Source organism: Streptomyces sp. NBC_00209, assembly GCF_045206345.1.
Lineage (GTDB): Bacteria > Actinomycetota > Actinomycetes > Streptomycetales > Streptomycetaceae > Streptomyces.
Genome location: NZ_CP108121.1, coordinates 5,235,905 through 5,260,064, shown reverse-complemented (window position 1 = coordinate 5,260,064; position 24,160 = coordinate 5,235,905). Strand labels below are relative to the sequence as shown.

At 72.7% G+C, this 24,160-nt stretch carries 24 protein-coding genes; 15 read left to right on the top strand and 9 right to left on the bottom strand.

Going from position 1 to position 24,160, the window contains the following annotated elements:
- Positions 1 to 110 precede the first annotated feature (110 nt).
- A complete protein-coding gene (locus tag OG867_RS23900) occupies positions 111 to 1,379 on the top strand; it encodes an MFS transporter (RefSeq protein ID WP_406288305.1) in 1,269 nt (422 codons plus the stop codon).
- A 1-nt stretch (position 1,380) separates the two neighbouring features.
- On the opposite strand, the gene OG867_RS23895 is transcribed toward OG867_RS23900, so the two are convergent.
- Positions 1,381 to 2,898: a SulP family inorganic anion transporter gene (locus OG867_RS23895; RefSeq protein ID WP_406288302.1), complete on the bottom strand. Its 1,518-nt coding sequence runs from the start codon at positions 2,896 to 2,898 to the stop codon at positions 1,381 to 1,383.
- Between the two features lie 311 nt (positions 2,899 to 3,209).
- Here OG867_RS23895 and OG867_RS23890 point away from each other — a divergent pair, with 311 nt between their 5' ends.
- Both OG867_RS23890 and OG867_RS23885 read left to right on the top strand, forming a co-directional pair.
- Positions 3,210 to 3,584, top strand: coding sequence for a VOC family protein (locus OG867_RS23890; protein ID WP_406288300.1), 375 nt, complete (start codon positions 3,210 to 3,212; stop codon positions 3,582 to 3,584).
- Between the two features lie 53 nt (positions 3,585 to 3,637).
- Positions 3,638 to 4,075 carry a hypothetical protein gene (locus OG867_RS23885; RefSeq protein WP_406288297.1) on the top strand — a complete coding sequence of 146 codons (438 nt, stop codon included), beginning with the start codon at positions 3,638 to 3,640 and terminating at the stop codon, positions 4,073 to 4,075.
- A 43-nt stretch (positions 4,076 to 4,118) separates the two neighbouring features.
- Here the strand turns inward: OG867_RS23885 and OG867_RS23880 are convergent, their stop codons facing one another.
- Positions 4,119 to 4,400 (bottom strand): hypothetical protein, encoded by a 282-nt coding sequence (locus OG867_RS23880; RefSeq protein WP_405936455.1) that lies wholly within the window; start codon positions 4,398 to 4,400, stop codon positions 4,119 to 4,121.
- Positions 4,401 to 4,542: 142 nt separating this feature from the next.
- Between OG867_RS23880 and OG867_RS23875 the strand changes: the two genes are divergently transcribed.
- The gene (locus OG867_RS23875; protein WP_406288294.1) at positions 4,543 to 4,914 is read left to right on the top strand and encodes an arsenate reductase family protein; all 372 of its coding nucleotides are present in this window, start codon (positions 4,543 to 4,545) and stop codon (positions 4,912 to 4,914) included.
- A gap of 30 nt (positions 4,915 to 4,944) precedes the next feature.
- Here the strand turns inward: OG867_RS23875 and OG867_RS23870 are convergent, their stop codons facing one another.
- Both OG867_RS23870 and OG867_RS23865 read right to left on the bottom strand, forming a co-directional pair.
- Positions 4,945 to 5,856, bottom strand: coding sequence for a Gfo/Idh/MocA family protein (locus tag OG867_RS23870; protein ID WP_406288291.1), 912 nt, complete (start codon positions 5,854 to 5,856; stop codon positions 4,945 to 4,947).
- Positions 5,853 to 6,731 carry a helix-turn-helix domain-containing protein gene (locus tag OG867_RS23865; RefSeq protein WP_406288289.1) on the bottom strand — a complete coding sequence of 293 codons (879 nt, stop codon included), beginning with the start codon at positions 6,729 to 6,731 and terminating at the stop codon, positions 5,853 to 5,855. The genes OG867_RS23870 and OG867_RS23865 overlap by 4 nt, the downstream gene beginning before the upstream one ends.
- Before the next feature lie 120 nt (positions 6,732 to 6,851).
- Here OG867_RS23865 and OG867_RS23860 point away from each other — a divergent pair, with 120 nt between their 5' ends.
- From OG867_RS23860 to OG867_RS23845, 4 genes are all read left to right on the top strand, one after another.
- Entirely contained in the window at positions 6,852 to 7,274 is a 423-nt protein-coding gene (locus tag OG867_RS23860; RefSeq protein WP_406288287.1) for a hypothetical protein, read from the top strand.
- Positions 7,275 to 7,400: 126 nt separating this feature from the next.
- The gene (gene glnII / locus OG867_RS23855; RefSeq protein WP_406288285.1) at positions 7,401 to 8,435 is read left to right on the top strand and encodes a glutamine synthetase; all 1,035 of its coding nucleotides are present in this window, start codon (positions 7,401 to 7,403) and stop codon (positions 8,433 to 8,435) included.
- 82 nt (positions 8,436 to 8,517) lie between these two features.
- The gene (locus OG867_RS23850; RefSeq protein WP_406288283.1) at positions 8,518 to 9,429 is read left to right on the top strand and encodes a DUF6891 domain-containing protein; all 912 of its coding nucleotides are present in this window, start codon (positions 8,518 to 8,520) and stop codon (positions 9,427 to 9,429) included.
- A gap of 311 nt (positions 9,430 to 9,740) precedes the next feature.
- Positions 9,741 to 10,331 (top strand): winged helix-turn-helix domain-containing protein, encoded by a 591-nt coding sequence (locus OG867_RS23845; RefSeq protein WP_406288281.1) that lies wholly within the window; start codon positions 9,741 to 9,743, stop codon positions 10,329 to 10,331.
- Between the two features lie 73 nt (positions 10,332 to 10,404).
- Here the strand turns inward: OG867_RS23845 and OG867_RS23840 are convergent, their stop codons facing one another.
- Entirely contained in the window at positions 10,405 to 12,537 is a 2,133-nt protein-coding gene (locus OG867_RS23840) for an MMPL family transporter (RefSeq protein WP_406288279.1), read from the bottom strand.
- Between the two features lie 239 nt (positions 12,538 to 12,776).
- On the opposite strand from OG867_RS23840, the gene OG867_RS23835 reads away from it, so the two are divergent.
- The gene (locus OG867_RS23835) at positions 12,777 to 14,048 is read left to right on the top strand and encodes a sensor histidine kinase (RefSeq protein ID WP_406288277.1); all 1,272 of its coding nucleotides are present in this window, start codon (positions 12,777 to 12,779) and stop codon (positions 14,046 to 14,048) included.
- Complete coding sequence (locus OG867_RS23830; RefSeq protein ID WP_132902110.1) at positions 14,033 to 14,680, top strand: response regulator transcription factor; 648 nt, start codon at positions 14,033 to 14,035, stop codon at positions 14,678 to 14,680. The genes OG867_RS23835 and OG867_RS23830 overlap by 16 nt, the downstream gene beginning before the upstream one ends.
- On the opposite strand, the gene OG867_RS23825 is transcribed toward OG867_RS23830, so the two are convergent.
- Together OG867_RS23825 and OG867_RS23820 are read right to left on the bottom strand one after the other, a co-directional pair.
- Positions 14,677 to 16,335 (bottom strand): alpha-L-fucosidase, encoded by a 1,659-nt coding sequence (locus tag OG867_RS23825; RefSeq protein WP_406288274.1) that lies wholly within the window; start codon positions 16,333 to 16,335, stop codon positions 14,677 to 14,679. The genes OG867_RS23830 and OG867_RS23825 overlap by 4 nt on opposite strands.
- 146 nt (positions 16,336 to 16,481) lie before the next feature.
- Positions 16,482 to 16,985 carry a MarR family winged helix-turn-helix transcriptional regulator gene (locus OG867_RS23820; protein WP_406288271.1) on the bottom strand — a complete coding sequence of 168 codons (504 nt, stop codon included), beginning with the start codon at positions 16,983 to 16,985 and terminating at the stop codon, positions 16,482 to 16,484.
- A 72-nt stretch (positions 16,986 to 17,057) separates the two neighbouring features.
- On the opposite strand from OG867_RS23820, the gene OG867_RS23815 reads away from it, so the two are divergent.
- The 5 genes from OG867_RS23815 to OG867_RS23795 all read left to right on the top strand — a co-directional run bounded on the left by OG867_RS23815 (position 17,058) and on the right by OG867_RS23795 (position 22,432).
- Complete coding sequence (locus OG867_RS23815; RefSeq protein WP_406288269.1) at positions 17,058 to 17,603, top strand: carboxymuconolactone decarboxylase family protein; 546 nt, start codon at positions 17,058 to 17,060, stop codon at positions 17,601 to 17,603.
- 66 nt (positions 17,604 to 17,669) lie between these two features.
- Entirely contained in the window at positions 17,670 to 19,592 is a 1,923-nt protein-coding gene (locus OG867_RS23810; RefSeq protein ID WP_406288267.1) for a hypothetical protein, read from the top strand.
- 81 nt (positions 19,593 to 19,673) lie between these two features.
- Entirely contained in the window at positions 19,674 to 20,579 is a 906-nt protein-coding gene (locus OG867_RS23805; protein WP_328899871.1) for a metal-dependent hydrolase, read from the top strand.
- A gap of 2 nt (positions 20,580 to 20,581) precedes the next feature.
- Complete coding sequence (locus tag OG867_RS23800) at positions 20,582 to 21,673, top strand: PDR/VanB family oxidoreductase (RefSeq protein ID WP_406288265.1); 1,092 nt, start codon at positions 20,582 to 20,584, stop codon at positions 21,671 to 21,673.
- Between the two features lie 36 nt (positions 21,674 to 21,709).
- The gene (locus OG867_RS23795; RefSeq protein WP_406288263.1) at positions 21,710 to 22,432 is read left to right on the top strand and encodes a TetR/AcrR family transcriptional regulator; all 723 of its coding nucleotides are present in this window, start codon (positions 21,710 to 21,712) and stop codon (positions 22,430 to 22,432) included.
- Between the two features lie 26 nt (positions 22,433 to 22,458).
- Here OG867_RS23795 and OG867_RS23790 read toward each other — a convergent pair whose 3' ends face one another.
- Both OG867_RS23790 and OG867_RS23785 read right to left on the bottom strand, forming a co-directional pair.
- Positions 22,459 to 23,691, bottom strand: coding sequence for a hypothetical protein (locus OG867_RS23790; RefSeq protein ID WP_406288261.1), 1,233 nt, complete (start codon positions 23,689 to 23,691; stop codon positions 22,459 to 22,461).
- Between the two features lie 75 nt (positions 23,692 to 23,766).
- Complete coding sequence (locus OG867_RS23785) at positions 23,767 to 24,117, bottom strand: 5-carboxymethyl-2-hydroxymuconate Delta-isomerase (RefSeq protein ID WP_328899875.1); 351 nt, start codon at positions 24,115 to 24,117, stop codon at positions 23,767 to 23,769.
- Positions 24,118 to 24,160: the final 43 nt, after the last annotated feature.

Below are 24,160 nucleotides of genomic sequence, written 5' to 3'. Positions count from 1 at the left end.
CCGGGACGGCTCGCGGAGGGGCGCCCGCCTTATTCGATTGCGGTGGATTCCCGCCATGGACATGCTGTGCGTCGTCAGGATGCCGGCTGTCGCCTGGGGGCGGGGACTCGATGACCGTACGAGCCGGACCCGGCGCGGACCGTGCCGGGAAGCGGGAGAGCCGTGCCGCCTTCGGGTTGTTCTACACGTCGTTCCTCGTGTCCGGCCTGGGCGACGCCTTCCGGCTTCTGGCCGTCAACGTGTGGATCTTCAACGCCACCTCGGGCTCGACCGGGGCCCGGCTGCTCGTGGTGTTGCTGGCGAATCTGCCCGGGATGCTGCTCGGTGGCCTCTCGGGGGTCATCGCGGACCGTTACGACAAGTACAGCGTGCTCATCGTTTCCGATCTGGTCCGTACGGGGGTGGGCCTCGGGCTCGCGTGGTGTGCGCTCGATTCGCGTACGGTCCCCGCGCTCGTCCTGATCGCGGTGGGCAACGGCGTCGGTGTCTTCTTCACCAGCTCGTCGTTCTCGCTGCTGCCGCGGCTGGTGAGCGCGAAACGGCTGCCGCGTGCCAACGGGTTCATGGAGACCGGGCAGTGGGTCGTGCAGATCGTCGGGCCGTCCCTCGCCGCGATCACCCTGGCGACCGGCTCCGCGAGCCTCGCCTTCGTCGTCGACAGCGCGTCGTTCGTCGTGTCCGCTGTGATCCTCCGGAGCCTGCGCCGGGTGCTGAAGGCGCCCGAGCCCCTGCCGGTGGACGCCGAACCGGGCGAGGACGGGAGGAGCGGCGGTCACTGGGCGGACTTCACCGACGGCGTCAGGGTCGTCTGGCGCAGCAAGGACATCCGTGCGCTGCTGCTCGCCTCGTACGGAATCGCGTTCCTCACCGCGTGCACGAGCTACGGGCTGATCTTCGTCGTCGCGCGCACCTTCGCGCTGCACGCCTCGGCTCTCGGGTACATCTACTCGCTGAACGGGGCGGTCGCGGTGATCGCCGCCGTGCTGGCCACCGCGCTGGCGAAGCAGGCGTTCCTGGGGCGGCTCATGGCGGTGTCGATGCTGGGGCTGTGCGTGGCCCAGGTGGTCATGGGGGTGGCGCCGAACGTCTACGTGCTGGGGGTGGGTGTCGCCATCAGCGCGCTCGCCAACGCCCCGTACAACGTGTCGGTGACGTCCCTGTACATGAGCAGGATTCCGGCCGCGTATCTCGGCCGGGTCGAGGGCATCGACACGATGATCGACAACTTCATCAGCGTCTGCGGGTTCGTGGCGGCCTCGGTGATCGTGCTGTGGTGGAACCCGCAGGCGATCTTCCTGATCTCGGCCGCCGTCGCCCTCCCGAGCCTGGTGCTTGCCTTCACGCAGGTGGCCAGGGAGGGCGCGGCACGCGCCGGGTAGCTCAGTGCCCGCCCGTCAGCTCGCCGCTCAGTGTGCGGTGCAGGGTCGCGCTCGGCTGGTTGAGGCCCACGATCTCGACCGTCTTGCCGCGTTGGGCGTACTTCGTCTCGATCGCGTCCAGGGCCGCGACCGATGAGGCGTCCCAGATGTGGGTGGCCGTGAGGTCGATGACGATCCTGTCGGGGTCGGTGGCGTACGCGAAGCGGGTGACCAGGTCGTTGGAGGAGGCGAAGAAGAGCTCGCCGGTGACGGAGTAGACGACCTGGCTGCCGTCCGGGTCCACGACCGCGGTGACGTCGGCCAGGTGCGCGACGCGGCGGGCGAAGATCACCATCGCGGTGACCGAGCCGACGACGACGCCGATCGCCAGGTTGGACGTGGCGACGACGATGGCGACGGTGATGACCATGACCGCGGTCTCCCCCACCGGCATGCGGCGCAGGGTCTTCGGGGCGATGGAGTGCCAGTCGAACGTGGCGAAGGAGACCATCACCATCACCGCGACCAGCGCCGCCATCGGGATGTCGGAGACGACCGGGCCGAAGACGATGCAGAGGACCATCAGGAAAGAGCCCGCGAGGAACGTGGAGAGGCGGGTGCGGGCACCGGAGACGCGAACGTTGATCATCGTCTGGCCGATCATGGCGCAGCCGCCCATGCCGCCGAAGAAGCCGGTGACGATGTTGGCGATGCCCTGGCCGACCGATTCGCGGGTCTTGTCGGAGCGGGTGTCCGTGATGTCGTCGACCAGCTGCGCGGTCATCAGGGACTCCATGAGGCCGACCAGCGCCATCGCCAGGGCGTACGGGGCGATGGTGGTCAGGGTGTCCAGGGTGAACGGCACGTCGGGCAGGCCGGGCACGGGGAGCGAGGAGGGCAGCGCGCCCTTGTCGCCGACGGCCGGGACCGCGATCCCCGCCGCCAGGGTGATCGTGGTGAGCACGACGATGGAGACCAGGGGTGCCGGGATCACCCGGGTGACCTTCGGGAAGAACACCATCAGCAGCAGGCCCCCGGCGATCAGCGGGTAGACCGCCCACGGCACGTCGTGCATCTCGGGCACCTGGGCCATGAAGATCAGGATCGCCAGGGCGTTGACGAAGCCGGTCATCACGGAGCGCGGCACGAACCGCATCAGCTTCGCGACGCCCAAGGCCCCCAGCGCGATCTGGAAGACGCCCGCCAGGATGACGGTGGCGACCAGGTAGCCGAAGCCGTGTTCCCGGTTGACCGGGGCGATCACCAGGGCGACCGCGCCGGTCGCGGCGGAGATCATCGCGCGGCGTCCGCCGACGACCGAGATCGTGACCGCCATCGTGAAGGAGGCGAAGAGCCCGATCGCGGGGTCCACCCCGGCGATGATCGAGAACGAGATCGCCTCGGGGATGAGGGCCAGCGCGACAACGAGTCCGGCGAGGACCTCCGTACGCCACACCTTGGGGTCGGAGATCCAGTCGGGCTTGAGGGCGCGCAGGCGGAACGGGGACGCGGGCGCGGTGGAGGGCGATGCGGAGGACAAGGAGGCGTACCTGTCGGTCGGAGGGGCGTCCACCGGAGTCCGCGGTGGCCGGGCGTGGAAGCTGCACACGCGTACGCGCACGTCCTCGGGCGACAAACAACTGTACCTGGCCGACGATCGCCCGTAAGGTCGTGCCCGTGAACACCGGACCGGCGATACGCCATACACGGAACGGCTATCCGGTGGTGGGCTGAGCCCCCGCCGGACGTGCCCCGCCGGGTGTTCCGCATCCCTGGCGCGGGGGCCTCCCCCGGCTCGTACACCGTACGAATCCACTGTGTCGAGCCGAAGAGATCACGAGGTCGTCAAGCATGTCCGTTTCGTTCAACCACACCATCGTCGCCGCCGTGGACCGCCACGCGTCCGCGCGGTTCTTCCGGGAGCTGCTGGAGCTGGACGAGGCCCCGTCCTGGGGACCGTTCGTCAATGTCCAGCTGGAGGGCGGCGTGCTGCTCCAGTTCGCGGAGCCGCCGGTGGAGATCCAGATGCAGCATTACGCGTTCCTCCTGGACGAGGAGCTGTTCGACCGGGCCTACGGGCGGCTGGTCGAGGGCGGGGTCGAGCACTGGGCCGATCCGCAGATGAAGCGGCCCGGGGAGACCAACACCGAGCACGGCGGGCGGGGGGTCTATTTCAAGGACCCGGCCGGGCACGCGATCGAGCTGATCACCCAGCCGTATCTGTAGCCGGACGGCCCCGAGGGGTCGCGGTGCGGGGCCGGAGCGCGGAGGGTGGGGGGATGAGTGAGCAGGCTCCGCCCGGCGGTCCGGTCCCGCCGCCGCCCCGGCGGCGGATGTGGCCGTGGGTGCTGCTGCTGGTCACCGTGCTGCTGGCGCTCGCCGCGGGGGCGGTCATGGCGGTGCTGTCGGACGTCCTCCACTCGGAGGGCTCGCGGAAGGTGCACATCCGGTACGAGGTGACGGGGACCGCCCGCGACGTGGTGCTGACGTACAGCACGTGGCGGGGTGAGGAGCTGTCGACCGGGCGGGTGGCGCTGCGGTCGCTGCCGTGGGCCGGGGAGCTGGACTCGAAGGGCTTCATGAGCGGCGGCTCGTTCGTGGTGAGCGTGGGCCGGGGCGGCGGCGATGTGGCGTGCTCGGTGACCGTGGACGACGGCACGCGGCGTACGGACTCGGCCTCGGGCGCGTACGCGACGGCGACCTGCGACGGTTATTGAGGGGGCGGGCCCCGGAAGGATTCCGGGGCCCGCCCTGCCTCGGTCAGCGGCCGTAGCGGATGAGCGCGCGGACCATGCGGCAGGTGATGTCGGACGGCGGGTGGATGCCGAGACGCGCGGCGGTCGCGCGTATCCGGGCGTTGTTCGCGCTGGACGGGAGGTAGACGCCGGTGTCGAGCAGGGCGATCGCGAGGCGCATCGCCTTCAGGCGGCGGTTGTGCGAGACGTACCACTCGCGGGGGCGGCCGGCGGGGAGCGGCTTCTTGGTCAGGGGCTGGTGCAGGGGCTTGTCGAGCGGCTTGGTCGTGACTGCGGCAACGGCCATGGGCTACCTCCTGGCACGGTGGCGGAACTCTTCGGAAACCCTCACGAACTGACTCCCATTCTACCGGCCCCCACTGACAATCGCCCCTGGCCAGAGGGGTTTTCGGCCCTTCCGGCGAGCTCCGTCCCGTACCGTGGGCCCCATGGAGATCTGGATCAATCCCGCGTGTTCCAAGTGCCGCAGCGCGGTAGGGCTGCTCGACGCGGAGGGGGCCGATTACACGGTCCGCCGGTACCTGGAGGACGTGCCGTCGCCGGACGAGATCCGGGCGGTGCTCGACCGGCTCGGCCTCGAACCGTGGGACATCACGCGGACCCAGGAGGCGGACGCGAAGGAGCTGGGCCTGAGGGACTGGCCGCGCGAGGCGGAGGCCCGGGAGCGCTGGATCACCGCGCTCGCCGGGCACCCGAAGCTGATCCAGCGGCCGATCATCACGGCGGAGGACGGCACGGCGGTCGTGGGCCGGTCGGAGGAGGCGGTCCGGGACGCGCTGGGGCGCGGGGGCGCGTCCTAGGACGCGCTCGGGACGCGGCCGACCCGGCCCCTACTCCCCGTGGGCCTGGGCTTCCGCCTCTGCCAGGAGTTCCGTCAGGCGGAGGCCGAAGCGTACGTCGCAGGGGTGGGGCTCGCCCGTGCGTACCGAGGTGATCAGCGCGTCGACCGCCGCCGCGAAGGCGTCCACCGCTCCGTCCCACCTCGGCAGCTCGGCGACGCCGTGCCCGCCCCGGAGGACGACCTCGACCCCGGCGGCGGCCACCGGCGCGCCGAGGGCCAGGGTGACCGTGCTGGACGCTCCCGAGGTGTGGCGCAGGACGAGGTGGTGGGCGTCGGCGGGGCCACGGGCGGCGGTCAGCTCGGTGACGTCGCCCAGGACCGGGAGCAGGACCGAGAGGGCGTGCGGGCCGACGTCCCAGAGGCCGCCCCGCTCGCGGCGCCAGGGGGACGCGGCGTAGTCGTTGTCGGTGCCGGGGGCCCAGAGCGCGGCGATCCACTCGGCGCGGGCGGTGAACCAGTCGCCCGCAGCGGCCTGTTCGGCGATCCAGGCGGCGGGGCGCGGGGCGAACCTGAGCGTGCAGAACACGACGGACGCGACCCGGGCCTGCTCGACGGCCTCGGCGACCTCGCGGGCTCCGGCGACCGTGGTGGCGACCGGCTTGTCCAGGATCAGGTGGCAGCCGGCGGCTGCGGCGCGGGCGGCCAGCGGGGCCTGCACGTCGGGCGGCAGCGCGAAGGCGACGGCGTCGCTCGTGGCGAACAGCTCGTCGAGCCCCGCGTCACCGGAGAACGCCGGGGCACCGTGCGCGGCGGCCAGCTCCCCGGCGGCCTCCGCTCGGCGGCCCCACACACCGCTGAGCACGACGCCGGGGTGTGCGGCGAGGGCGGGTGCCTGGGTGTTGCGGGCCCAGGGTCCGGTGCCGGCCAGGCCGATGCGCAGGGGGGTCTCGGGTGTCGTCATGGGTCCAGTGTGCCGGGTGGCGCCCCGGAGGCCGCAACGCCTGAACCACCGGTTTCCGGGGATCGGGGGCTTCCGGTCCGGTGCAGTTCGGCCAGCAGGTCGCCGGTCTCCCGGTCGGCCGGCAGGAACGCCTCCAGGCGTAGTTCGGCGACGGTGACGTCGGTGGCGGTGCCGAAGTGGGTGAGGGTGGTGATGAGCGTCAGCTCTCTGCCGTCGGCCGGATCGGGTGCGCGCAGGCGCAGCGGTACGGCGAAGCCGAGGTGGTCCGGTGCGTCGCGCGGACGCGGTGGGGCGAGGCCGGTGAGTTCGTGGCCGAGGCGGCGGAGCCGGTCGTCCGGGTTGCGCACGCTCTCGGCGTGGACGCGGTCGATGACGTGCCAGGCCCATACGTCGAGGTTGGCGATGCGTGGCGCGAGGCCCTGCGGGTGCAGCAGGACCCGGGGAACGCTCACGGGCGGTTCGAGCAGGTGCGGGGCCACCCCGGCGGTGAGGGTGTGGAAGGCGGTGTTGGCCGCGGTGAGGTCGCCGTGCCGGTCCACGACGACGGCCGGGTACGGCAGGTGGCCGTACAGGATGCGTTCGAGGGCGGTGCGGATCGGTGCGAGCCTGGGGTCGTCCAGGCGGGTCTGCGGGTAGACCGGTGCGAATCCGGCCGCGAGGAGCAGGTCGTTGCGCTCGCGGATCGGCACCTCCAGGGATTCCGCCAGCCGGATGATCATCGACCGGCCTGGGCTCGACCGCCCGCTCTCGATGAAGCTGACGTGCCGCTGCGTCGTTCCCGCGCGTGTGGCCAGTTCCAGCTGGCTGACACGCCGCCGGGTGCGCCACTCACGTAACGCGGGGGCGAGACCGCCTCCGGCCGATTCGCCGATCACCCCCCTTGTGTATCCCGATCGTCTGCTGATCCGCCATTCCCTGCGGGGAATTGCCGCGCGTCACCTGGCGCAGGAAGGTCGTTGCCGCACACCGGACCTTCGCGAACCAGGGGATCAGCCATGGCCGACATCGACATCCACGACCTCACCGACCGTTACGTCGCCGTGTGGAACGAGCCCGACGCGGAGCGCCGCCGGGCCGCGGTCCGCGCCCTGTGGTCCGCCGACGCGGTCCACGTACTGCGGCCTCCGCAGGAGATCCGGGAGGCCGCCGAAGGGCTGGGCTTCGGCCGTCTGCTGCTGGAGGCGCGCGGGTACGAGGCGCTGGACTTCCGGGTGACGCGCGCCCACGAGGAGTTCGTCGCGCCGGGCACCTTCGTCTTCCGGTCGCGCGGCAACGCCGACCGGCTCCACGACGTCGTCAAGTTCACCTGGGAGATGGCGCCCCGGGACGGGGGCGAGGCCGCCGGTGTGGGGCTGGAGGTCCTCGTGCTGGGCCCCGACGGCCGCATCGTGAGCGACTACCAGTTCATCGAGGGGTGACCGCGACCCCCCGGGGCGCCGGGGGAAACCTCGGTAACACGGGGTTCACATGAGGGCAACGGTCGGGAAATCGCGGCTTGCGAAGCTGCGGCGCATAGACCGCAGCACCCGCAAAGGATGGCGTCCGTGACGTTCAAGGCTGAGTACATCTGGATCGACGGCACCGAGCCGACCGCCAAGCTCCGCTCCAAGACGAAGATCATGTCCGGCAGCCCGTCGACCGACGTGGCCTCGCTGCCGATCTGGGGCTTCGACGGGTCGAGCACCAACCAGGCCGAGGGCCACGCCTCGGACCGGGTGCTGAAGCCGGTCTTCAGCTGCCCGGACCCGATCCGCGGCGGCGACGACATCCTGGTCCTGTGCGAGGTCTTCGACATCGACATGACCCCGCACGCGTCGAACACCCGGGCGCTGCTGCGCCCGGTCGCCGAGCGGTTCGCCGGGCAGGAGGCGATCTTCGGCATCGAGCAGGAGTACACCTTCTTCGACGGCCACCGGCCGCTCGGCTTCCCCGAGGGCGGCTTCCCGGCCGCGCAGGGCGGCTACTACTGCGGCGTCGGCTCGGACGAGATCTTCGGCCGGGACATCGTGGAGAAGCACCTCGACAACTGCCTGAAGGCGGGCCTGGGCATCTCCGGCATCAACGCCGAGGTCATGCCGGGGCAGTGGGAGTTCCAGGTGGGCCCGCTGGCCCCGCTGGAGGTCTCCGACCAGCTGTGGATCGCCCGCTGGCTGCTCTACCGCACCGCCGAGGACTTCAACGTGTCCGCGACCCTCGACCCGAAGCCGGTCAAGGGCGACTGGAACGGCGCGGGCGCGCACACCAACTTCTCCACGAAGGCGATGCGCGAGGGCTACGACGCGATCATCACGGCCTGCGAGTCGCTGGGCGAGGGCTCGAAGCCGATGGACCACGTCAAGAACTACGGCGCGGGCATCGACGACCGCCTGACCGGTCTGCACGAGACCGCCCCGTGGAACGAGTACAGCTACGGCGTCTCCGACCGCGGTGCTTCGGTGCGCATCCCGTGGCAGGTCGGGCAGGACCGCAAGGGCTACATCGAGGACCGCCGCCCGAACGCCAACGTCGACCCGTACGTCGTCACGCGGCTGATCGTGGACACCTGCTGCTCGGCCCTGGAGAAGGCCGGCCAGATCTGATCCGCCCCCGCGTACGAGAGGCGCCCACCGCACGTCGCGGTGGGCGCCTCTCGTCGTCAGTGCCGTGTGCCAGGCTGATCACATGCTCAGCGTCAAGGTCGAGACCGAGAACCAGCAGACCCACACCCGTGTTTCCGCCGAGAAACTCGCGGACCTCGTGCACCGCATCGGCGCGCGCGGGGACAACTTCCTGGTCGTCCAGCGGATACCGGACATCCCCGGCACCTTCATCCAGGTGTGGCACGAGGCCGGTGGGGGCTACGAGTTGGAGCACCGTACGGGGACGGCGACAAGCCATGTCCGTACCGTCATCGGCGACCCCGGGCAGGTCCTCGCGCTGATGACGCGCTGGGCGCGCGAGGAACCCGGCTGGGACGCGGGCACCCGCTGGGAGAGCGCCGGGATACCGGAGCCGGAGCCCGTACCGGAGCTCGCCGAGGAGGTCCGGAAGCAACTGGAGCCCCGGGTACGGGAGCTGCTGCGCGGCGGTTACGGGACCGTGCAGACGCTCACCGAGACGGCCGAGGACTACCTGGTGAAGGACGGGGTGCGGCCGGTCTCCCGGTCCCAGGCGCGGGAGTTGGTCGAGCGGCTCTGGCTGGAGCGGGTCGAGGAGCAGCGGGGCTGGGCCGATGTGACGGACGCGGACCGGCTGGAGCGGACGTTCGCCCGGCTCGACTGGGGCGGCATCACGGCCCGGGAGAACTTCACCTGCTGCCGCTCGTGCGGGATGAGCGAGATCGGGGCGGCCGGGCGCGAGGACGCCCGGGGCTTCGTCTTCTTCCACGGCCAGGGTACGGAGAGCGCGGCGGCCGGGCACGGCCTCGCGCTGTACTACGGCGGCTTCCATGATTCCCCGGAGCGGACCGCAGCGGTGGGCCGCGAGGTGGTGGCCGCGCTGGGCGAGGCCGGGCTGACGGTGGAGTGGGACGGTTCGCCGGACAAGGCGATCCGGCTGACGGGCCTGGACTGGCGGAAACGGCTGGTGGGGTAGGGCGGTTGCGGTCCCGTCCGCCCCGGAGTGAGGAACGCAACGCAAAGGGTCCGTATCGACGGGTGGGAGAGGTCTGCTCCCCGGCCGCGTTCTCTGCTTCAATGGGGGTATGGCCAGTTTCCCGCACACCTCGACCGGTCGCAGCGACCTCGAACCGTTCTGGCCCTCCCGTCAGCATCACGACTTCGACCGGGTGTGTTGCCGCGCGCTGAACGCGCCGGCCCTCTAACGCCCTCACCCGGCCTTCGGTCCGCGCGCACGCAGCAAGTCCGTCCACCGACGACTCCCTCGCGCGAAAGAGCTGACCCCTCATGGCGAACACCCGTACCTTCTCCGCTGCCGCTGCGACCGCCTCCGTCCCGCCCTCCTCCCCCAACAGGCACCGGCTGCGCGCCGTCGCCCCCGACGAGACCGTTCAGCAGGCCGATGTCTCGGCGCTCCTGACGCCGGGCGCCACCTGGCTGCCCGCACCCCAGCACACCCTGCCCAGCCTGCCGGGCCGCCCGCCGATGGTCGGCTACCTGGTGCTCGTGCCCGCCGACCAGCAGCCGGCCTTCGCCGCGGCCGCCGCGCGGTACGCGGTGCCGGGGACGGCGGAGGCGGAGGCCGAGCCGGGGGCGACGGGCCCGGTGACCATCGACTCCGTGCAGCGCTCCGCCTCCGTCAACGGGCGCCCGCTGGACCTCACCTACCTGGAATTCGAGCTCCTGGCCCATCTGGTGGCCCACCCCCACCGCGTCCACACCCGCGACCAGCTGGTGACGACGGTCTGGGGTTACGGGCATGTGGGCGACGGCCGCACCGTCGACGTCCATGTGGCCCGGCTGCGCCGCAAGCTGGGCGCCGAGCACCGCCGCTCGATCCAGACGGTGCGCCGGGTCGGGTACAAGTACACGCCCTGACACGCGGCGCATGGGGCGGGCCCCGGTTCCGGTCAGCACGACCGGAACCGGGGCCCGCCTTCGTACGCCCTGCTCAGCGCGGTCCCGACCCGGCCGGGGCCGGGGCAGCCGGGGTCTCCGCGGGCTCGCCGTGGTCCAGGCCCGGGAGCCGGCCGAGGCCGCGCGGGGTGCGCCAGTTGCGCTCGCCGAGCAGCGCCATCGCGGAGGGCAGCAGCACCATCCGCACGAGCGTGGCGTCCAGCAGGACCGCGACCGCGAGGCCGACGCCCATCTGCTGCATGTCCTGCATGGACAGGGTCGCGAAGACCGAGAACACCGCCACCATGATCACGGCCGCGCCGGTCACCGCGCCGGCCGTGCGGCGGATGCCCTCGTCGATCGCGGCCCGGTTGCCGATCCCCCGGCCGTGCGCCTCGCGGATCCGGGAGACCACGAAGACGTGGTAGTCCATCGAGAGGCCGAACAGGACGACGAGGACGAACAGCGGCATCCAGGACTCGACCGCGCCGACGCCCTCCGAGCCGATCAGCCCGGCGCCCCAGCCGTGCTGGAAGACGGCGGTCATCACCCCGTACGCCGCGGCCACGGAGAGCAGGTTGAGGACGATGGACGTCACGGCGATCACGTACGACCGGAAGCAGAACAGCATCAGCAGGAACGTCACCGCGGTGATGAAGAGGAAGACGGGGGCGATCCCGCGCTTCAGCTGGTCGTTGAAGTCGACGGACCCGGCGACCTCGCCGGTGACGTAGGCGTGGGCTCCGGTGGAGTCGAAGGCGGCGGGCAGGCGGTCGTCGCGCAGGGTGCTGAGGTCCTTCTCGCCGCCGGGCAGCGGGACCTCGAACTCGGCGATGTCCTGCGCCCGGTGCACGGTGACGTGGTCGAAGCCGGCGAGGGCCTTGCGGACGGCCGGGGCGGTGATGTCGTCGGCCTCCACGACGACCTGGGCCGGGGCGGGGCCGCCGGGGAAGGTCTCGCTGATGTGGCGGTAGGCGACGGACAGCGTGGAGTCGGAGCCGAACTGCTTTTCCAGGCCCAGGGATTCGGTCTTCATGCCGATCGCGGGCGCGGCGAGCGCCAGGAGGAGGGCGACGGAGGCGGCGGCGGAGAACTTCGGGTGGTTCAGGACGGGGCGCAGCACCCGGCCCGCGATGCGGCCGCTCTCCCCCTTCCCCCGCTTGCCGCGCCGGTTCAGCAGCGGCACCCGGCCGGCGTCGATGCGGTCGCCGAGCCAGGACAGCAGGGCGGGCAGCACGGTGACGGAGCCGAGCATGGCGATGCACACGACGGTGATGGTGGCGAGGGCGAAGCCCTTGAAGAGCATCAGCCCGGACAGGAACATGCCGGCCATGGCGACCATCACGGTGAGCCCGGAGACCAGGACGGCCCGGCCGCTGGTGGCGGCGGCGATGCGCAGGGCGGTCTCGGCGTCGCGTCCGGCGGCCCGCTCGTCGCGTTCGCGGCGCAGGTAGAACAGGCAGTAGTCGACGCCGACGGCGAAGCCCATCAGGAACATCACGGAGTACGTGGTCTGGAACAGGTGGAGCTGGTGGCTGGCGAGCGAGAGCAGGCCGAAGGCGGCCATGCACGCGGTGAGCGCGAGCCCGACGGGCAGCAGGGCGGCGACGACGGCGCCGAAGGCGACCAGCAGGATGCCGAGGGCCAGCGGTACGGCGGTGAACTCGGCCTTCTTGAAGTCGTCCGCGAGCAGGTCGCCGAGCCACTTGCCGGCGCTGGCGTCCCCGAACTGACTCACGGTGACGCCGGGTTGGCTCTTCTCGACCCCGGCGACGGCGTCCAGCACAGGCTGTACCCGGTCGGGGGCGGTGTCCGGGTCGCCCTTCATCTCGAAGGTGATCAGCGCGTCCTTGCGGTCCTTGGAGGCGACCGGGTCCGCGAGGCCGGTGACCTCGCCGGTGTCCTGGATGGCGGCGGTCAGCTCGCGGGCGGCGGTGCGCCAGCCGTCGGGCTCGGCGGCGGACACCATGACGAGTTCGCCGGCCCGGTGGCTCAGCCCCGCGTCGGAGAGGATCTGCTCGGCGCGGGCCGAGTCGCCCGCGCCGTTCTCGGCGTCGGTCATCTCGACCATGCCCGAGGCGCCGCCGATGCCCGCGGCGAGTACGACGAAGAGCAGCCAGCCGAGAACGGCCGTCTTGCGGTGGTGTGCGCTCCACACACCGATACGTGCCGCGAGGTTACGCCTCATGGCGGGTTCGCCCCCTGTTGGTGGAAGTCCGACGATGCCCCTCGAATCTAGGAACGCCGAGCCGGTCGCCCCAGCCGGTGAAACACCCGGTCGCGCGGCACATAGGGCGAGGTGGCGGGGGTGGTGCTGGGTACACCCCCACCGGGTGGGGAACCGGCTGACGTGTACGGGGTGCGCCGGGTCAGACTGGGTGCGACACGGGGCCGGCAGAGGGCCCGGCGAGGGAACGAGGGACCGGGATGGACGCGAAGCGGGGACGGATCGGGGCGGCGCTGCTGGCCGCGTGGCGCGGGCTGGTGGTGTCGTTCGCCGCCCTCGCGGGGTCGTGCACGCTGTTCGTACTGGCGCTGGTCTCCCTCGCCATGATCCCGCTGGGTATCGGCCTGGTGACCACGCCGTACATCCTGGAGGTGGTCCGCAAGCACGCCAACCAGCGCCGGCTGCTCGCGATCACCTGGTCGGACGTGCGCATCCCCGTCCCGTACCGGCCGTTCCCGAAGGATGTGCGGAGCGGGTTCACCGGGCAGGTGGAGCGCACCACGCTGATGCTGAAGGACCCGGCGACCTGGCGGGACATGCGGTGGCTGGTGGTCGATATGACGGCCGGCTACACGGTGGCGATCCTGGCGGCGGCGCTGATGGTGTACCCGGTGGAGGGGTTCGTGCTGGCGGCGGGCCTGTGGCGGGTCTTCACGGACGACCGGTACTGGTACGCGTTCGTCCCGGTCGACAGCCAGGCGACGGGGCTGCTGGCCGCGGCGCTCGGTGTGGTGCTCCTCGCCTTCGGGGTGCTGGTGAGCGAGCGGCTGCTGCGCGCGCACTTCGTGCTCGCCCGGTCGGTGCTCGCCCCCACCCAGGAGCAGGAACTCGCTCTGCGCATCGAGCGGTTGACCGAGACCCGGCACGAGGCGGTGGACACGGCCGCCTCCGAGCTGCGCCGCATCGAGCGGGATCTGCACGACGGGGCGCAGGCCCGGCTGGTCGCGATGGGGATGAACCTCGGCACCGTGGAGGCGCTGATCGAGAAGGACCCGGCGCAGGCGAAGCGGCTCCTGGCGATGGCCCGGGAGTCCTCCGCCGAGGCGCTGACGGAGCTGCGCGACCTGGTCCGCGGCATCCACCCGCCGGTGCTGGCCGAGCGGGGGCTCGGGGACGCGGTGAAGGCGCTGGCGCTGCGGCTGCCGATCCCCTGCGACGTGGACGTGGAGCTGGGCGACGGCCGGGCGGAGGCGCCGGTGGAGTCGGCGGCGTACTTCGCGGTCAGCGAGGCGCTGACGAACGCGGCGAAGCACTCGGGGGCCGACCGGATCTGGGTGGACCTGCGCCACAGCGACGGGGCGCTCCGGTTCTCGGTCACGGACAACGGAAGGGGCGGCGCCTCGGTCGGGGCGGGCTCGGGCCTGAGCGGTATCGAACGCCGGCTCGGTACATTCGATGGCATCATGGCCGTCAGCAGCCCCGCGGGCGGTCCCACCATGGTGACCATGGAGATTCCTTGCGAGTTGTCCTAGCCGAAGATCTCTTCCTGCTGCGCGACGGCCTGGTGCGGATGCTGGAGGCGTACGACTTCGAGATCGCGGCCGCCGTCGAGACCGGGCCCGAACTCACCAAGGCTCTCGCCGAGTTGGAGCCGGACGTCGCCGTGGTCGACGTCCGGCTCCCGCCGTCCCACACGGACGAGGGCCTTCAGTGCGCGCTGGCGGCCCGGCGGGCCCGGCCGGGGCTGCCCGTCCTCGTACTCTCCCAGCACGTGGAGCAGTTGTACGCGCGCGAGCTGCTGGCGGACGGCAACGGCGGGATCGGCTATCTGCTGAAGGACCGGGTGTTCGACGCGGACCAGTTCATCGACGCGGTGCGCCGGGTCGCGGCGGGCGGCACGGCGATGGACCCGCAGGTCATCTCGCAGCTGCTGACGCGGCGTTCGCAGGACAAGCCGATGGGCGGCCTCACGCCGCGCGAGCGGGAGGTCATGGAACTGATGGCCCAGGGCCGGTCGAACGCGGCGATCGCCTCGCAGATGGTGATCACGGAGCGGGCGGTGGCCAAGCACACCTCGAACATCTTCGGGAAGCTGAGCCTGCCGCCGTCCGACGACGACAACCGCCGCGTTCTGGCCGTACTGGCGTATCTGGACCGGGGTTAGCGGCTGCTGAGGTGCAGGGTGGTGGCGCCCAGGTGCGGCTTCGCGCGGGATTCCAGCACCTTGACGCGGACCGCCGTGGCGGTGACGGCCTCGGGCAGCGGCAGGATGCGTTCGTGGCCGATGGTGGTGCCCTCGGCGATCCGCTGCCAGGCGCCGTTCACCCTGGCCTCGACGGCGAACTTCTCCACCCGCTGCCCGCGCCGGATGTCCTCACGGACGGCGACGCGGTCGAAGGTGTACGGGCCCGGGTGCCGCTTGCGTACGTCGGTGCCGTAGACCCGGCGCACGTCGGCACCGAAGGCGGTCAGCCGGGTGACGTCCTCGGCGGCGATGCGGCCGTCGGGGGCGGGCGGGACGTTGAGCAGGAGCGAGGCGTTGCGGCCGACGCTCTTCTCGTACAGGTCCATCAACTGCGCCGCTGTCTTGGGCTGTTCGTCCTCGTGGTAGAACCAGCCGGGCCGGTTGGAGACGTCCGCCTCGGCCGGGTACCACTGGAGGTAGTTGATCTCCGGTTCGAGGAGCCGGGCGCGGGAGCCGATGTCGGGGTCGGTGGAGTCGTTGGGCAGCGAGCCGAGCCCGGTCCACGGGTCGGTGGTGTGCGGAGTGACGCTCCACTCCGTTTCGCGGGCGGTGCCGTTCTCGTTGCCGACCCAGCGCACCCCCTGGGGGCCCTGGAAGACGACGGTGTCCGGCGAGAGCGCCTTGACCATGTCGAACCACTGCTTGACGTCGTACTTCTGGGTGATGCCGGAGCCGGACCAGGGGTTGGCGCCGTCGAGCCACAGCTCCTCGACGGGGCCGTACTGGGTGAAGATCTCGTACAGCTGGTTGAGGTAGTACGCGTCGTAGTCGTCGGCCCGCACCTGGAAGCTGGGCAGCTTGCCGCTCTTCACCCGGGAGGCGCGGTCGTCGCCGGGGACGAGGGTGGGGATGGTGCGCGCGGTGACGGGGCTGCCGTTGCCGAAGCGGCCCTGGCCGGCCGGGGCGCGGTCGCCGTCCTCCAGCGCCATCCGCTCGGGCAGGGAGAGCGACTGTCCGGCGGCCTCCTTGGCGCGGATCTGCTCGACCCAGTCGGCGTGCCAGGCGTGCGGGAGTTCGGCGCCGTCGGATGGCGAGAGGTAGAAGCCGACCTTCAGCCCGGCCTTGCGGGCGGCCTTCACATAGGCGGCGACGACATCGGGGCTGCCGGGGCTGAGGGCGACCGAGTGGTCGGTGTAGCGGCTGGGGTAGAGGACGAAGCCGTCGTGGTGCTTGACGGTGAGCATGACCTGTTCGGCGCCGGCGGCCTGGTAGGCGCGCATCCACTGGTCGGCGTCGATGGCGGCCGGCGCGAAGAGTTTCTCGTCCTCGGTGCCCGAGCCCCACTCGCGGCCGGTGAAGGTGTTCATGCCGAAGTGCGTGAAGGCGGTGACCTCCCTTTGCTGCCAGGCGAGTTGCCCGGCGGTGGGGACGACGTTCGCCGCCTTCTCGATGATCCGCTCGGGGCTGTCGCAGCCCTCCACCGTCATCTGCGAGGCCGGTTTGACGGGCCCCCGGCACGCACCCGCCGCGGCGGACGGCCCGGGCGCGGCCTGCTGCGCGGTGGCGGTTACGGGGATGAGCGCGGCGGCCGCCGCCAGCGCGAGCGCGCTGAGCACATGGGTGCGTCGTGCCATGGTTCCCTCTCCTTCACGACCAGCGAGTGGTCGGATCTCTCGGGTGCCGACACGTGCATGCTGCCGTAGAGAGAGGCCCACGGAAAGGGTGCGGACTCCATACGTCCTATGTCTGGTGAGAGAAGTCCAAGTCTCCGGGACTGCGCTCAGCCGTTGAACCAGGCCGCCACATCGAGCCGGAAGGCGCCGTCCGGGGCCATGGTGCGCAGGTCGTCCTCCAGGGCGCGGACACGTTCGGCGCCGAGGACCCGGACCCACTCGGCGCGCAGCCGGTCGAAGCCCTCGGCGGACCGCCGGAGCACGTCGACGCCCCGTGCGGTCAGCAGGACCAGCTTGCGGCGCCCGTCGGCCGGATCGTCGGCGCGCTCCACGTAACCGAGGCTCTCCAGCCGGTCGACGGTCTTGCCCGCGGCCTGCTTGGAGACGCCGAGGCGGCGGCCGATCTCGCTGGCCGTCGCCCCCTCGATGCCCACGGCCTGGAGGGCGTAGCCGTACGCGGGCCGCATGTCCGGGTGCCCCTGCTCGGCCAGCTCACGGTGGAGTGCGTCGATGACCGTACGGAAGCCGGCGAACAGCAGAAGGGGCAGCTCGAAGCCCCGGCCGACCTCTTCGGGGCGCGCTTCTCCGCGCCCGCCCGCACGCTCAGCCATTGCGAAACTCGACAACTTGGTTTACGTTTTTACCGTCAATCACGTTGTCGAGTTTAGTCGAGAGGTCCCACCATGCCCGCGACCGCCTTCCCCGACCACACCCTCGAATCCGCCCCCGCCGACGCCCGGTCCGGTCTGACCGCCATCGCGCAGAAGCAGGGCTTCCTGCCGTCCGCCGCCGCCCGCATGGCGACCTCCCCCGAGGTGCTGACCGGCTTCCTCCGGATGAACGCGCTCTTCGAGGCCACCACCCTGGACCGGCTCTCGCGCGAGGTCCTGAGCATGACCATGGCCACCCGGAACGGCTGTCACGTCTGCGTGGCGATGCACACCGGGATCCTCACCGCCCTGGAGGCGGAGCCCGCCCTCCTCGCCGCCCTCCGCGAGGGCACCCCGCTCCCCGACGAACGCCTCGAAGCCATGCGGCGGTTCATCCTGGCCGTCCTCGCCGCCAACGGGGCCGTGGACGACGCGGCGATCGAGGCGTTCACGGCCCACGGCTACACCGCGCGCAACGCGTTGGAGGTGACCCTCGGCATCGCCACCTACACCCTGTCCACCTTCGCCAACCGGATGACCGGCGCACCGGTCGACGGCCCGCTCGCCCGGTTCGCCTGACCCCGCCGGGGCCCCGGCGGACGGGCTCCGGAGTGACCATCGCACCATTCGCTCGTTCAGCTGAATGTGCGCCCACCGTCAGAGCTACCGCAGGCCGTCGCCCCGGCCGACGCGGAACAGGCCGAGGCCGCGCTGGTCGAGCACTACCCGCGGCTGGTGCGGATCGGCTACCTCCTGCTGCCGCCCTCGCCGGGCCGCGCCCGGCGGGTGTTCGCCGCCCACGCCCTCGCCCAGCGCTCCCTGCAGGCCGCCCACCGCGCCGGACCCGCCGCGGTCCCGCTCCCCCGCCGCACCGGCGACGCCGACCCCGCGTACAGCTACGTGCGGCGCCAGGTGCTGCGCCGGGCGCTGGCGGCGGGGCGCGCCCGGCGCCTCCGGTGGCGGCCGCGCCCCGCCGCGTTGCCGCCCGTCCTGCCGTCGGCGTGGGGCCTGCGACTGCTCCCGCACCCGGGCGGCGCCGGTGAACTCGCCCTGGAACGCGAGCTGGCGGCGCTCACCGCCCCCGCCCGGGCCGCGTTCGTCCTGCGCGGCCTGGAAGGGCTCGCGGACGGGGAGGTCCGGCGGGAGCTGGCCGCCGCCGGGGTCACCGATCCGCACGCGGCCCTGACCGAGGCGGACGGGGTGCGGGCGAGCCCCGCGCTCCTGGGCTCCCCGGAGTTCGACCCCTGCTCGCTCCAGGCCCGGCCGCCCGATCTGCCGGGCCGCCGCAGACGCGTCCGCACCGCACTCGCGGCCGTCGCCGCGCTCCTGGTGTGCGGGGCGCTGCTCGGGCTGCCCGGCGGCGGCTGGGGGCACGGCGGGCTGACCGCCCCGCCGTACGCGCGCAATCCGGCGTCCGAAGCGGCCCTGGACCCGGGGGCGTTGCGCCGGGTGCCCGCGACGTACTGGCTCCACTCGGCGCGTACGGACTTCACCTCCTGGCCCACCCGCGGCGACCGCACCCAGGACACCCGGCTGCTGCGGCGCGCCCTTGAGGTGTGGGCCCGGCCCGGCGCCGGGGTCCGGACGTCGGCGACACCCGGCACGCCCACGGGCCCGCCGATGGGGGCTCCGCAGCTGCTGTACGCGGGTGAGGTGGGGGACTCCGCGGTGGTGCTGTTCCACGACGGGCTGCGCGTCGTGCGGTACGCAGAGCCGCGCAACGCCGACCCCGCACTGGGCGCCGCCCTCGACTTCGCCCGGGTGGACGGGGCGGACGAGGGGTCGTCGGGCGCGCTGGTGGTGGCCAGGACCGGGCACGGGGTGCGGTATCTGACGGCGCCCTGGGTGCGGGAGGCCCGGGTGCGGAACCTGCTCGCGCCGGACCGGGCGCCCCGCCCGCTGGACCGCTCCCCGGACGGGGTGACCGGCCCGCTGGCCGATCCGGCGGCGGGGTCCGGCTGCCGGTCCTGGGAGGCCGTCGAGCTGACCGGGGGCTCCTCGGTGCGGCTGGTAACGGACCTGGGCGAGCTCGCCCCGGCCCGGCTGACCTCGGGCGTCCCGGGCCGCCCGCACGACGTCACGGGGCGGGCCGAGCGGGAGAGCTGGGCGCGCACCGCGTGTCTGCTGCGGGCGGTCCGCTCGCACGGGGTGCGGTCGGTCAACTCCTGGGCGTACGCCCGGCAACCGCTGCCCGAGGACGGGGGCACGGCGCGCTGGCTGTGCACCCGGGCGGAGACCTGGCGCGGGGCGGGGAGCAGGGTCATCGCGCAGTTCCAGGCCCCCTCCGCCCGTCCGGCGACGCCCGGCGCGGTCGCGGCGCGGGGCGAGGACGCGCCGGAGTGCGGGGCGCGGACGCCCAGGGTGCTGGCGGGCGTGCTGTGGCAGTCGCCGGGCGGGCGGTGGTACGTCCTGGCGGCGGGCAGCGAGCAGTTCGCGTCGCTGTCCACGTCGGGCGGGGTGACGGGGAGCGCCCCGGGGCGGCTGCTCGCGGTGCCCGCCTCCGAGGGGGTCCGGCCCCGGCTCGGCGGACGGCTGAGGGACGGGAGCCGGGTGGGCGCGCTGCACTGAGCGGCCGGACCGGCGCGGGTGGGCCCGGGAATTCGGCGCACGCCCCTGTCCCCTGGGCTTACCCCTCAGTATGTTGACACCATGTCTCACACGCAGCCAGCGGCGGTCGCGGCGGAGCGGACCGCCCTCAAGGCCCGCCGGGTCAGCTTCGCCTGGGACCGGACCCCCTTGCACTGGGTGCCGGGCGACCCGTTCACCACACACACCATCAACGTGCTCCACCTCCTGCTGCCCGCCGGGGAGCGCTGGTTCATCCACGTGTACCGCCAGGTGCTCCCGTACATCCACGACGAGGAGCTGCGCCAGGACGTCATCGGCTTCATCGGCCAGGAGGCGATGCACTCCCAGGCCCACGACGACGTCCTCCCGCACCTCAAGGAGCTGGGGCTCGACCCGACGCCGTACACCGCGCAGGTCGACTGGCTCTTCGAGAGGCTGCTCGGCGACCGCACGCTGCCGCCGGGCCGGGCGCGCGCCTGGTGGCTGAAGGAGCGGGTGGCGACGATCGCGGCGATCGAGCACTACACCGCCTTCCTCGGCGACTGGATACTCAACGCCGATGAGCTGGACCGGCGCGGGGCCGACCCGACCATGCTGGATCTGCTGCGCTGGCACGGCGCCGAGGAGGTCGAGCACCGCTCGGTCGCCTTCGACGTGTTCATGCATGTCGACGGCGGGTACCGGCGGCGGGTGCGGACCTGGGCGACGGCCTTCTCCGCGCTGCTCTTCCTCTGGCAGCGCGGCACCCGGTTCTTCATGGAGAACGACCCGAGCCTGCTGGACGGCAAGGCGTCCTTCGGGCAGTTCTACCGCAGCGGCCGGCACGGCACCCTGCCCAGCACCCCGTCCATGCTGCGGTCGATCCCGCGCTATCTGAGCCGTACGTACCATCCTTCGCAGGAGGGCAGCACGGCCCAGGCCGTCGACTACCTCACCCGCTCGCCCGCCGCCGTCGCGGCCGAGGCCCGTACGACGGAAGCCCGCTGACCATGCCGCGTTCCCTGCCACTCCCCCGCCCGCTCACGGTCGCTGTGGTGGCCGGAGCCGTGCTGCTCGCCCGGCGGGCGGTGCGCCGGCGCATACAGAAGTCCCCGCTGTGGCCGATGCCCGCGCTGGACGAACCCCTATCCGGCCGGAACACGCGCCGTTCGACCACCGGACGGCGGCTGCTGGTCACCGGGCGGACCAGCCCAGCCGAGGGCGTCGTCCAACTCCGCCTGGAAGGGCCGGATCTGCCCGCCTGGGAGCCCGGCGCCCACCTGGACCTGGTGCTGCCCTCCGGCCTGGTCCGGCAGTACTCGCTGTGCGGGGACCCCGCCGACACCGGCTCGTACACCGTGGCCGCGCGGTTCGTCGAGGACGGGCGCGGCGGCTCCCGCGAGCTGCACACCGTGCTCCACGAGGGCGCCGAGGTCGAGGTGCGCGGCCCGCGCAACCGCTTCCCGCTCGCCGACGCCCCCGCCCATCTCCTGATCGCCGGCGGCATCGGCATCACCCCGGTCCTGCCGATGGTGCGCCGACTGGCCTCCGAGGGCGCCGACTGGCGGCTGCTGTACGGGGGCCGGAGCCGGGACACGATGCCGTTCCTGGAGGAGGTCGAGAAGCTGGGCGCCGACGGGGGCCGGGTCACGGTCGTGCCGCAGGACGAGGCGGGCCACCCGGATCTCGCCGCCACCCTCGCGGACACGGCCGAGGGCACGGCGGTCCACTGCTGCGGCCCGGAGCCCCTGATGGACGCGGTCGCCGCCGCTCTGCCGCCCGGCCGCACCCTGCACCTGGAACGTTTCACGGCGGCGGGCCCGGACCCGGCCGGCGCGGCCCCGTTCGAGGTGGAGCTGCGCCGCTCGGGGCGTACGGTCCCGGTCGCGGCGGACCAGTCGGTGCTGGCCGCCGTGCGCGCCGAACTGCCGCATGTCGCGTACTCCTGCGAGCAGGGCTTCTGCGGTACGTGCCAACAGCGCGTCCTGGCAGGCGAGGTGGAGCACCACGACGACCTGCTCACGGACGCGGAGCGCGCGGACTCCATGCTGATCTGCGTATCCCGGTGCCGGGGCGGGGAGCGGCTGGTGCTGGACCTCTGATCCGGCCCGGACCCACCGGTCGGTACGCTGGAGGGCATGACGACCGGGGTGCGGCGCAGGATGGGCGTCGAGGAGCGCAGGCAGCAGCTGATCGGCGTCGCGCTGGAGTTGTTCAGCCACCGGACGCCGGACGAGGTGTCGATCGATGAGATCGCGTCGGCGGCCGGGATTTCGCGGCCCCTGGTCTACCACTACTTCCCGGGCAAACAGAGCCTGTACGAGGCGGCGTTGCGCCGGGCGGCCGACGAGTTGGCGGCCCGGTTCATGGAGCCGCGTGAAGGGCCGCTCGGCGCCCGGCTGCTGCGGGTGATGGGCCGGTTCTTCGACTTCGTGGACGGGCACGGGCCCGGGTTCGCCGCGCTGATGCGGGGCGGTCCGGCGGTGGGCTCGTCCACGGCGAACGCCATGATCGACGGGGTGCGCCAGGCCGCCTGCGCACAGATCCTGGCCCATCTGGACGTCGGGGAGCCCCCGGCCCGGCTGGAGTTGGTCGTACGGTCCTGGGTGTCGCTCGCCGAGTCGACGGCGCTGCTCTGGCTGGACGGGCGGCGGGTGCCCCGGGCGGAGCTGGAGTTGCAGCTCGTGCACGACTTCGCCGCGCTGGCCGCCGTGAGCGCGGCGTACGACGAGGAGATGGCGGGGGTCGTGCTGCGGGTGCTGGCGCAGGAGCCGGCGGACGGGCCGTTCGGGGACCTGCTGACCCGGCTCTCCGCGCTGGCTCCGGCCGTTCCGACGGTGCCCACGCAGCGGCTGCCGTAGGGGCGGCGCGGACGCCGCCCCGGAGGTCAGCGTCGTACGGACACGAACGGCTGGGGCTCCGCGCCCCCGGCGGTCGAGGTGCCGACCACCGTGAGCCCCGCCGGGCCACCGGTCACCGCGTTCGCGGCGTTCTCCGCCGGAACCGAGGGGTCCGTGGCAGCGGGCCGCGGAAGCCCGAGGTCCTTCCAGTGGCCCCGGCTCCCGGGCGCCCAGACCCACGCCAGCGCGTCCCGCCGCTCGCCGAGGCTCTGGCCCACGACGGCGATGCCGCCTCCGGGGCGTGCGGTGACGCCGAAGAGCCGTGCGGGTACGTCCGGCACGGCGAGCTTGTGCCAGCCGGTGGCGTCGTGGCGGGCGACCAGGGCGCGCGTCGATCCGTCCTCGGGCGACCAGTCCTCGCCGACCAGCCACACCGTGCCGTCCCCGGACACGGCGAGCTTCTGGGCCTGGCCGGGGATGTCCGTGACGCCGGGGGCGTCCACCCGCTGCCAGGAGGCGCCGTCGTAGTGCATCAGCAGCGGGCTGCCGCTGTCCCCGTCGTAACCGGTCGCCCAGACCTCGTCGTCGGCGACCGCCTGCACACCATTCAAGTACCAGTAATCGCCCGGGAGTTCGGGGATCGGCACGTCACGCCAGGTCGTTCCGTCGAAGTGGCGGACGATCCCGGCGCTCCGGTACTGGATGCTCCAGGTCCCCTTCGCCTCGTTCCAGGTGCGGGAGACCTCGATCTGCGCGATACCGGCGGCCCAGGCGCCTCCCGGACGCGCGTCCACGTCCAGCAGGGAGCCGTACTCCGCCTTCTCCGGCAGGTCCATCGGCACGACCTGCCAGCGCTTGCCGTCGAAGTGCTGGGTGTACACCTTTCCGTCCAGGGCGGCGGAGTCGTCGCCGACGAGCCACACGTCACGGCCGCCGTTCGCGTCCATGGCGTTGACCCTGCTGCTGACCTCACCGGCGGCCGCGGTCGCCGAGGACACGGGTGTCCACGCCGCGCCGGGCTCGGCGCGTTCGGCGACGACGGGCCGGAAGCGCGTCACCTGGCCCTCGTTGTGGATGGTGAACCCGGCCGCCCAGGTCCTCCCCCGCCCCACATCCGCGACGTCGAGGAGTGTGGCGTCGCCGTACGGTGCGGCCTCGGCCGCCCAGGTGCGCCCGGCCCCGTCCAGCGCGGAGGCGGGCACGGGTGCGGACAGGGCGACGGTCAGGGCGGCCGTGGCCACGGCAACGTGGAGCAGTGAGCGGCGGCTGTACTTCAGCACAGGGGTGGTTCCTTCCGGAGACGGTCTCACCCGGTAAGTGCCTTGGACCGCCCGCCGGGTTGCACCCGGGCCCGGTCAGACCTTCCGGTACGACGGGTCGAGGTCCCGGGCCTCCACCGAGAGGTGCAGCGCCGGGCCGGTGCCCGTGCCGAGGTGCGCGCGCAGCAGCTCCAGGACGGCCTCGGTGAGCCGGGCCTTGGTCTCCGGGGTGCGGCCGGGCAGCAGCGAGATGTCCACGTGGACGAGCGCGTCGCCGTCCGGCGCGTCCGCGACCACGGTCTCCTCGGCCCGCCGGAAGCGGGTCTTGCAGGCGGCGATCCTGGTGTCGACGGTCTCGGCGACGACCGGGTGCAGGGCGAGTGCGAACGCGGGGCGGTCGAAGGCGTCGCCGAGCTCGGCGGAGTAGTCGACGGTGATCTGCGGCATGGCGGTCTCCGGGGCGGTCGGGGCGTGGACGGACGCCGCCCAG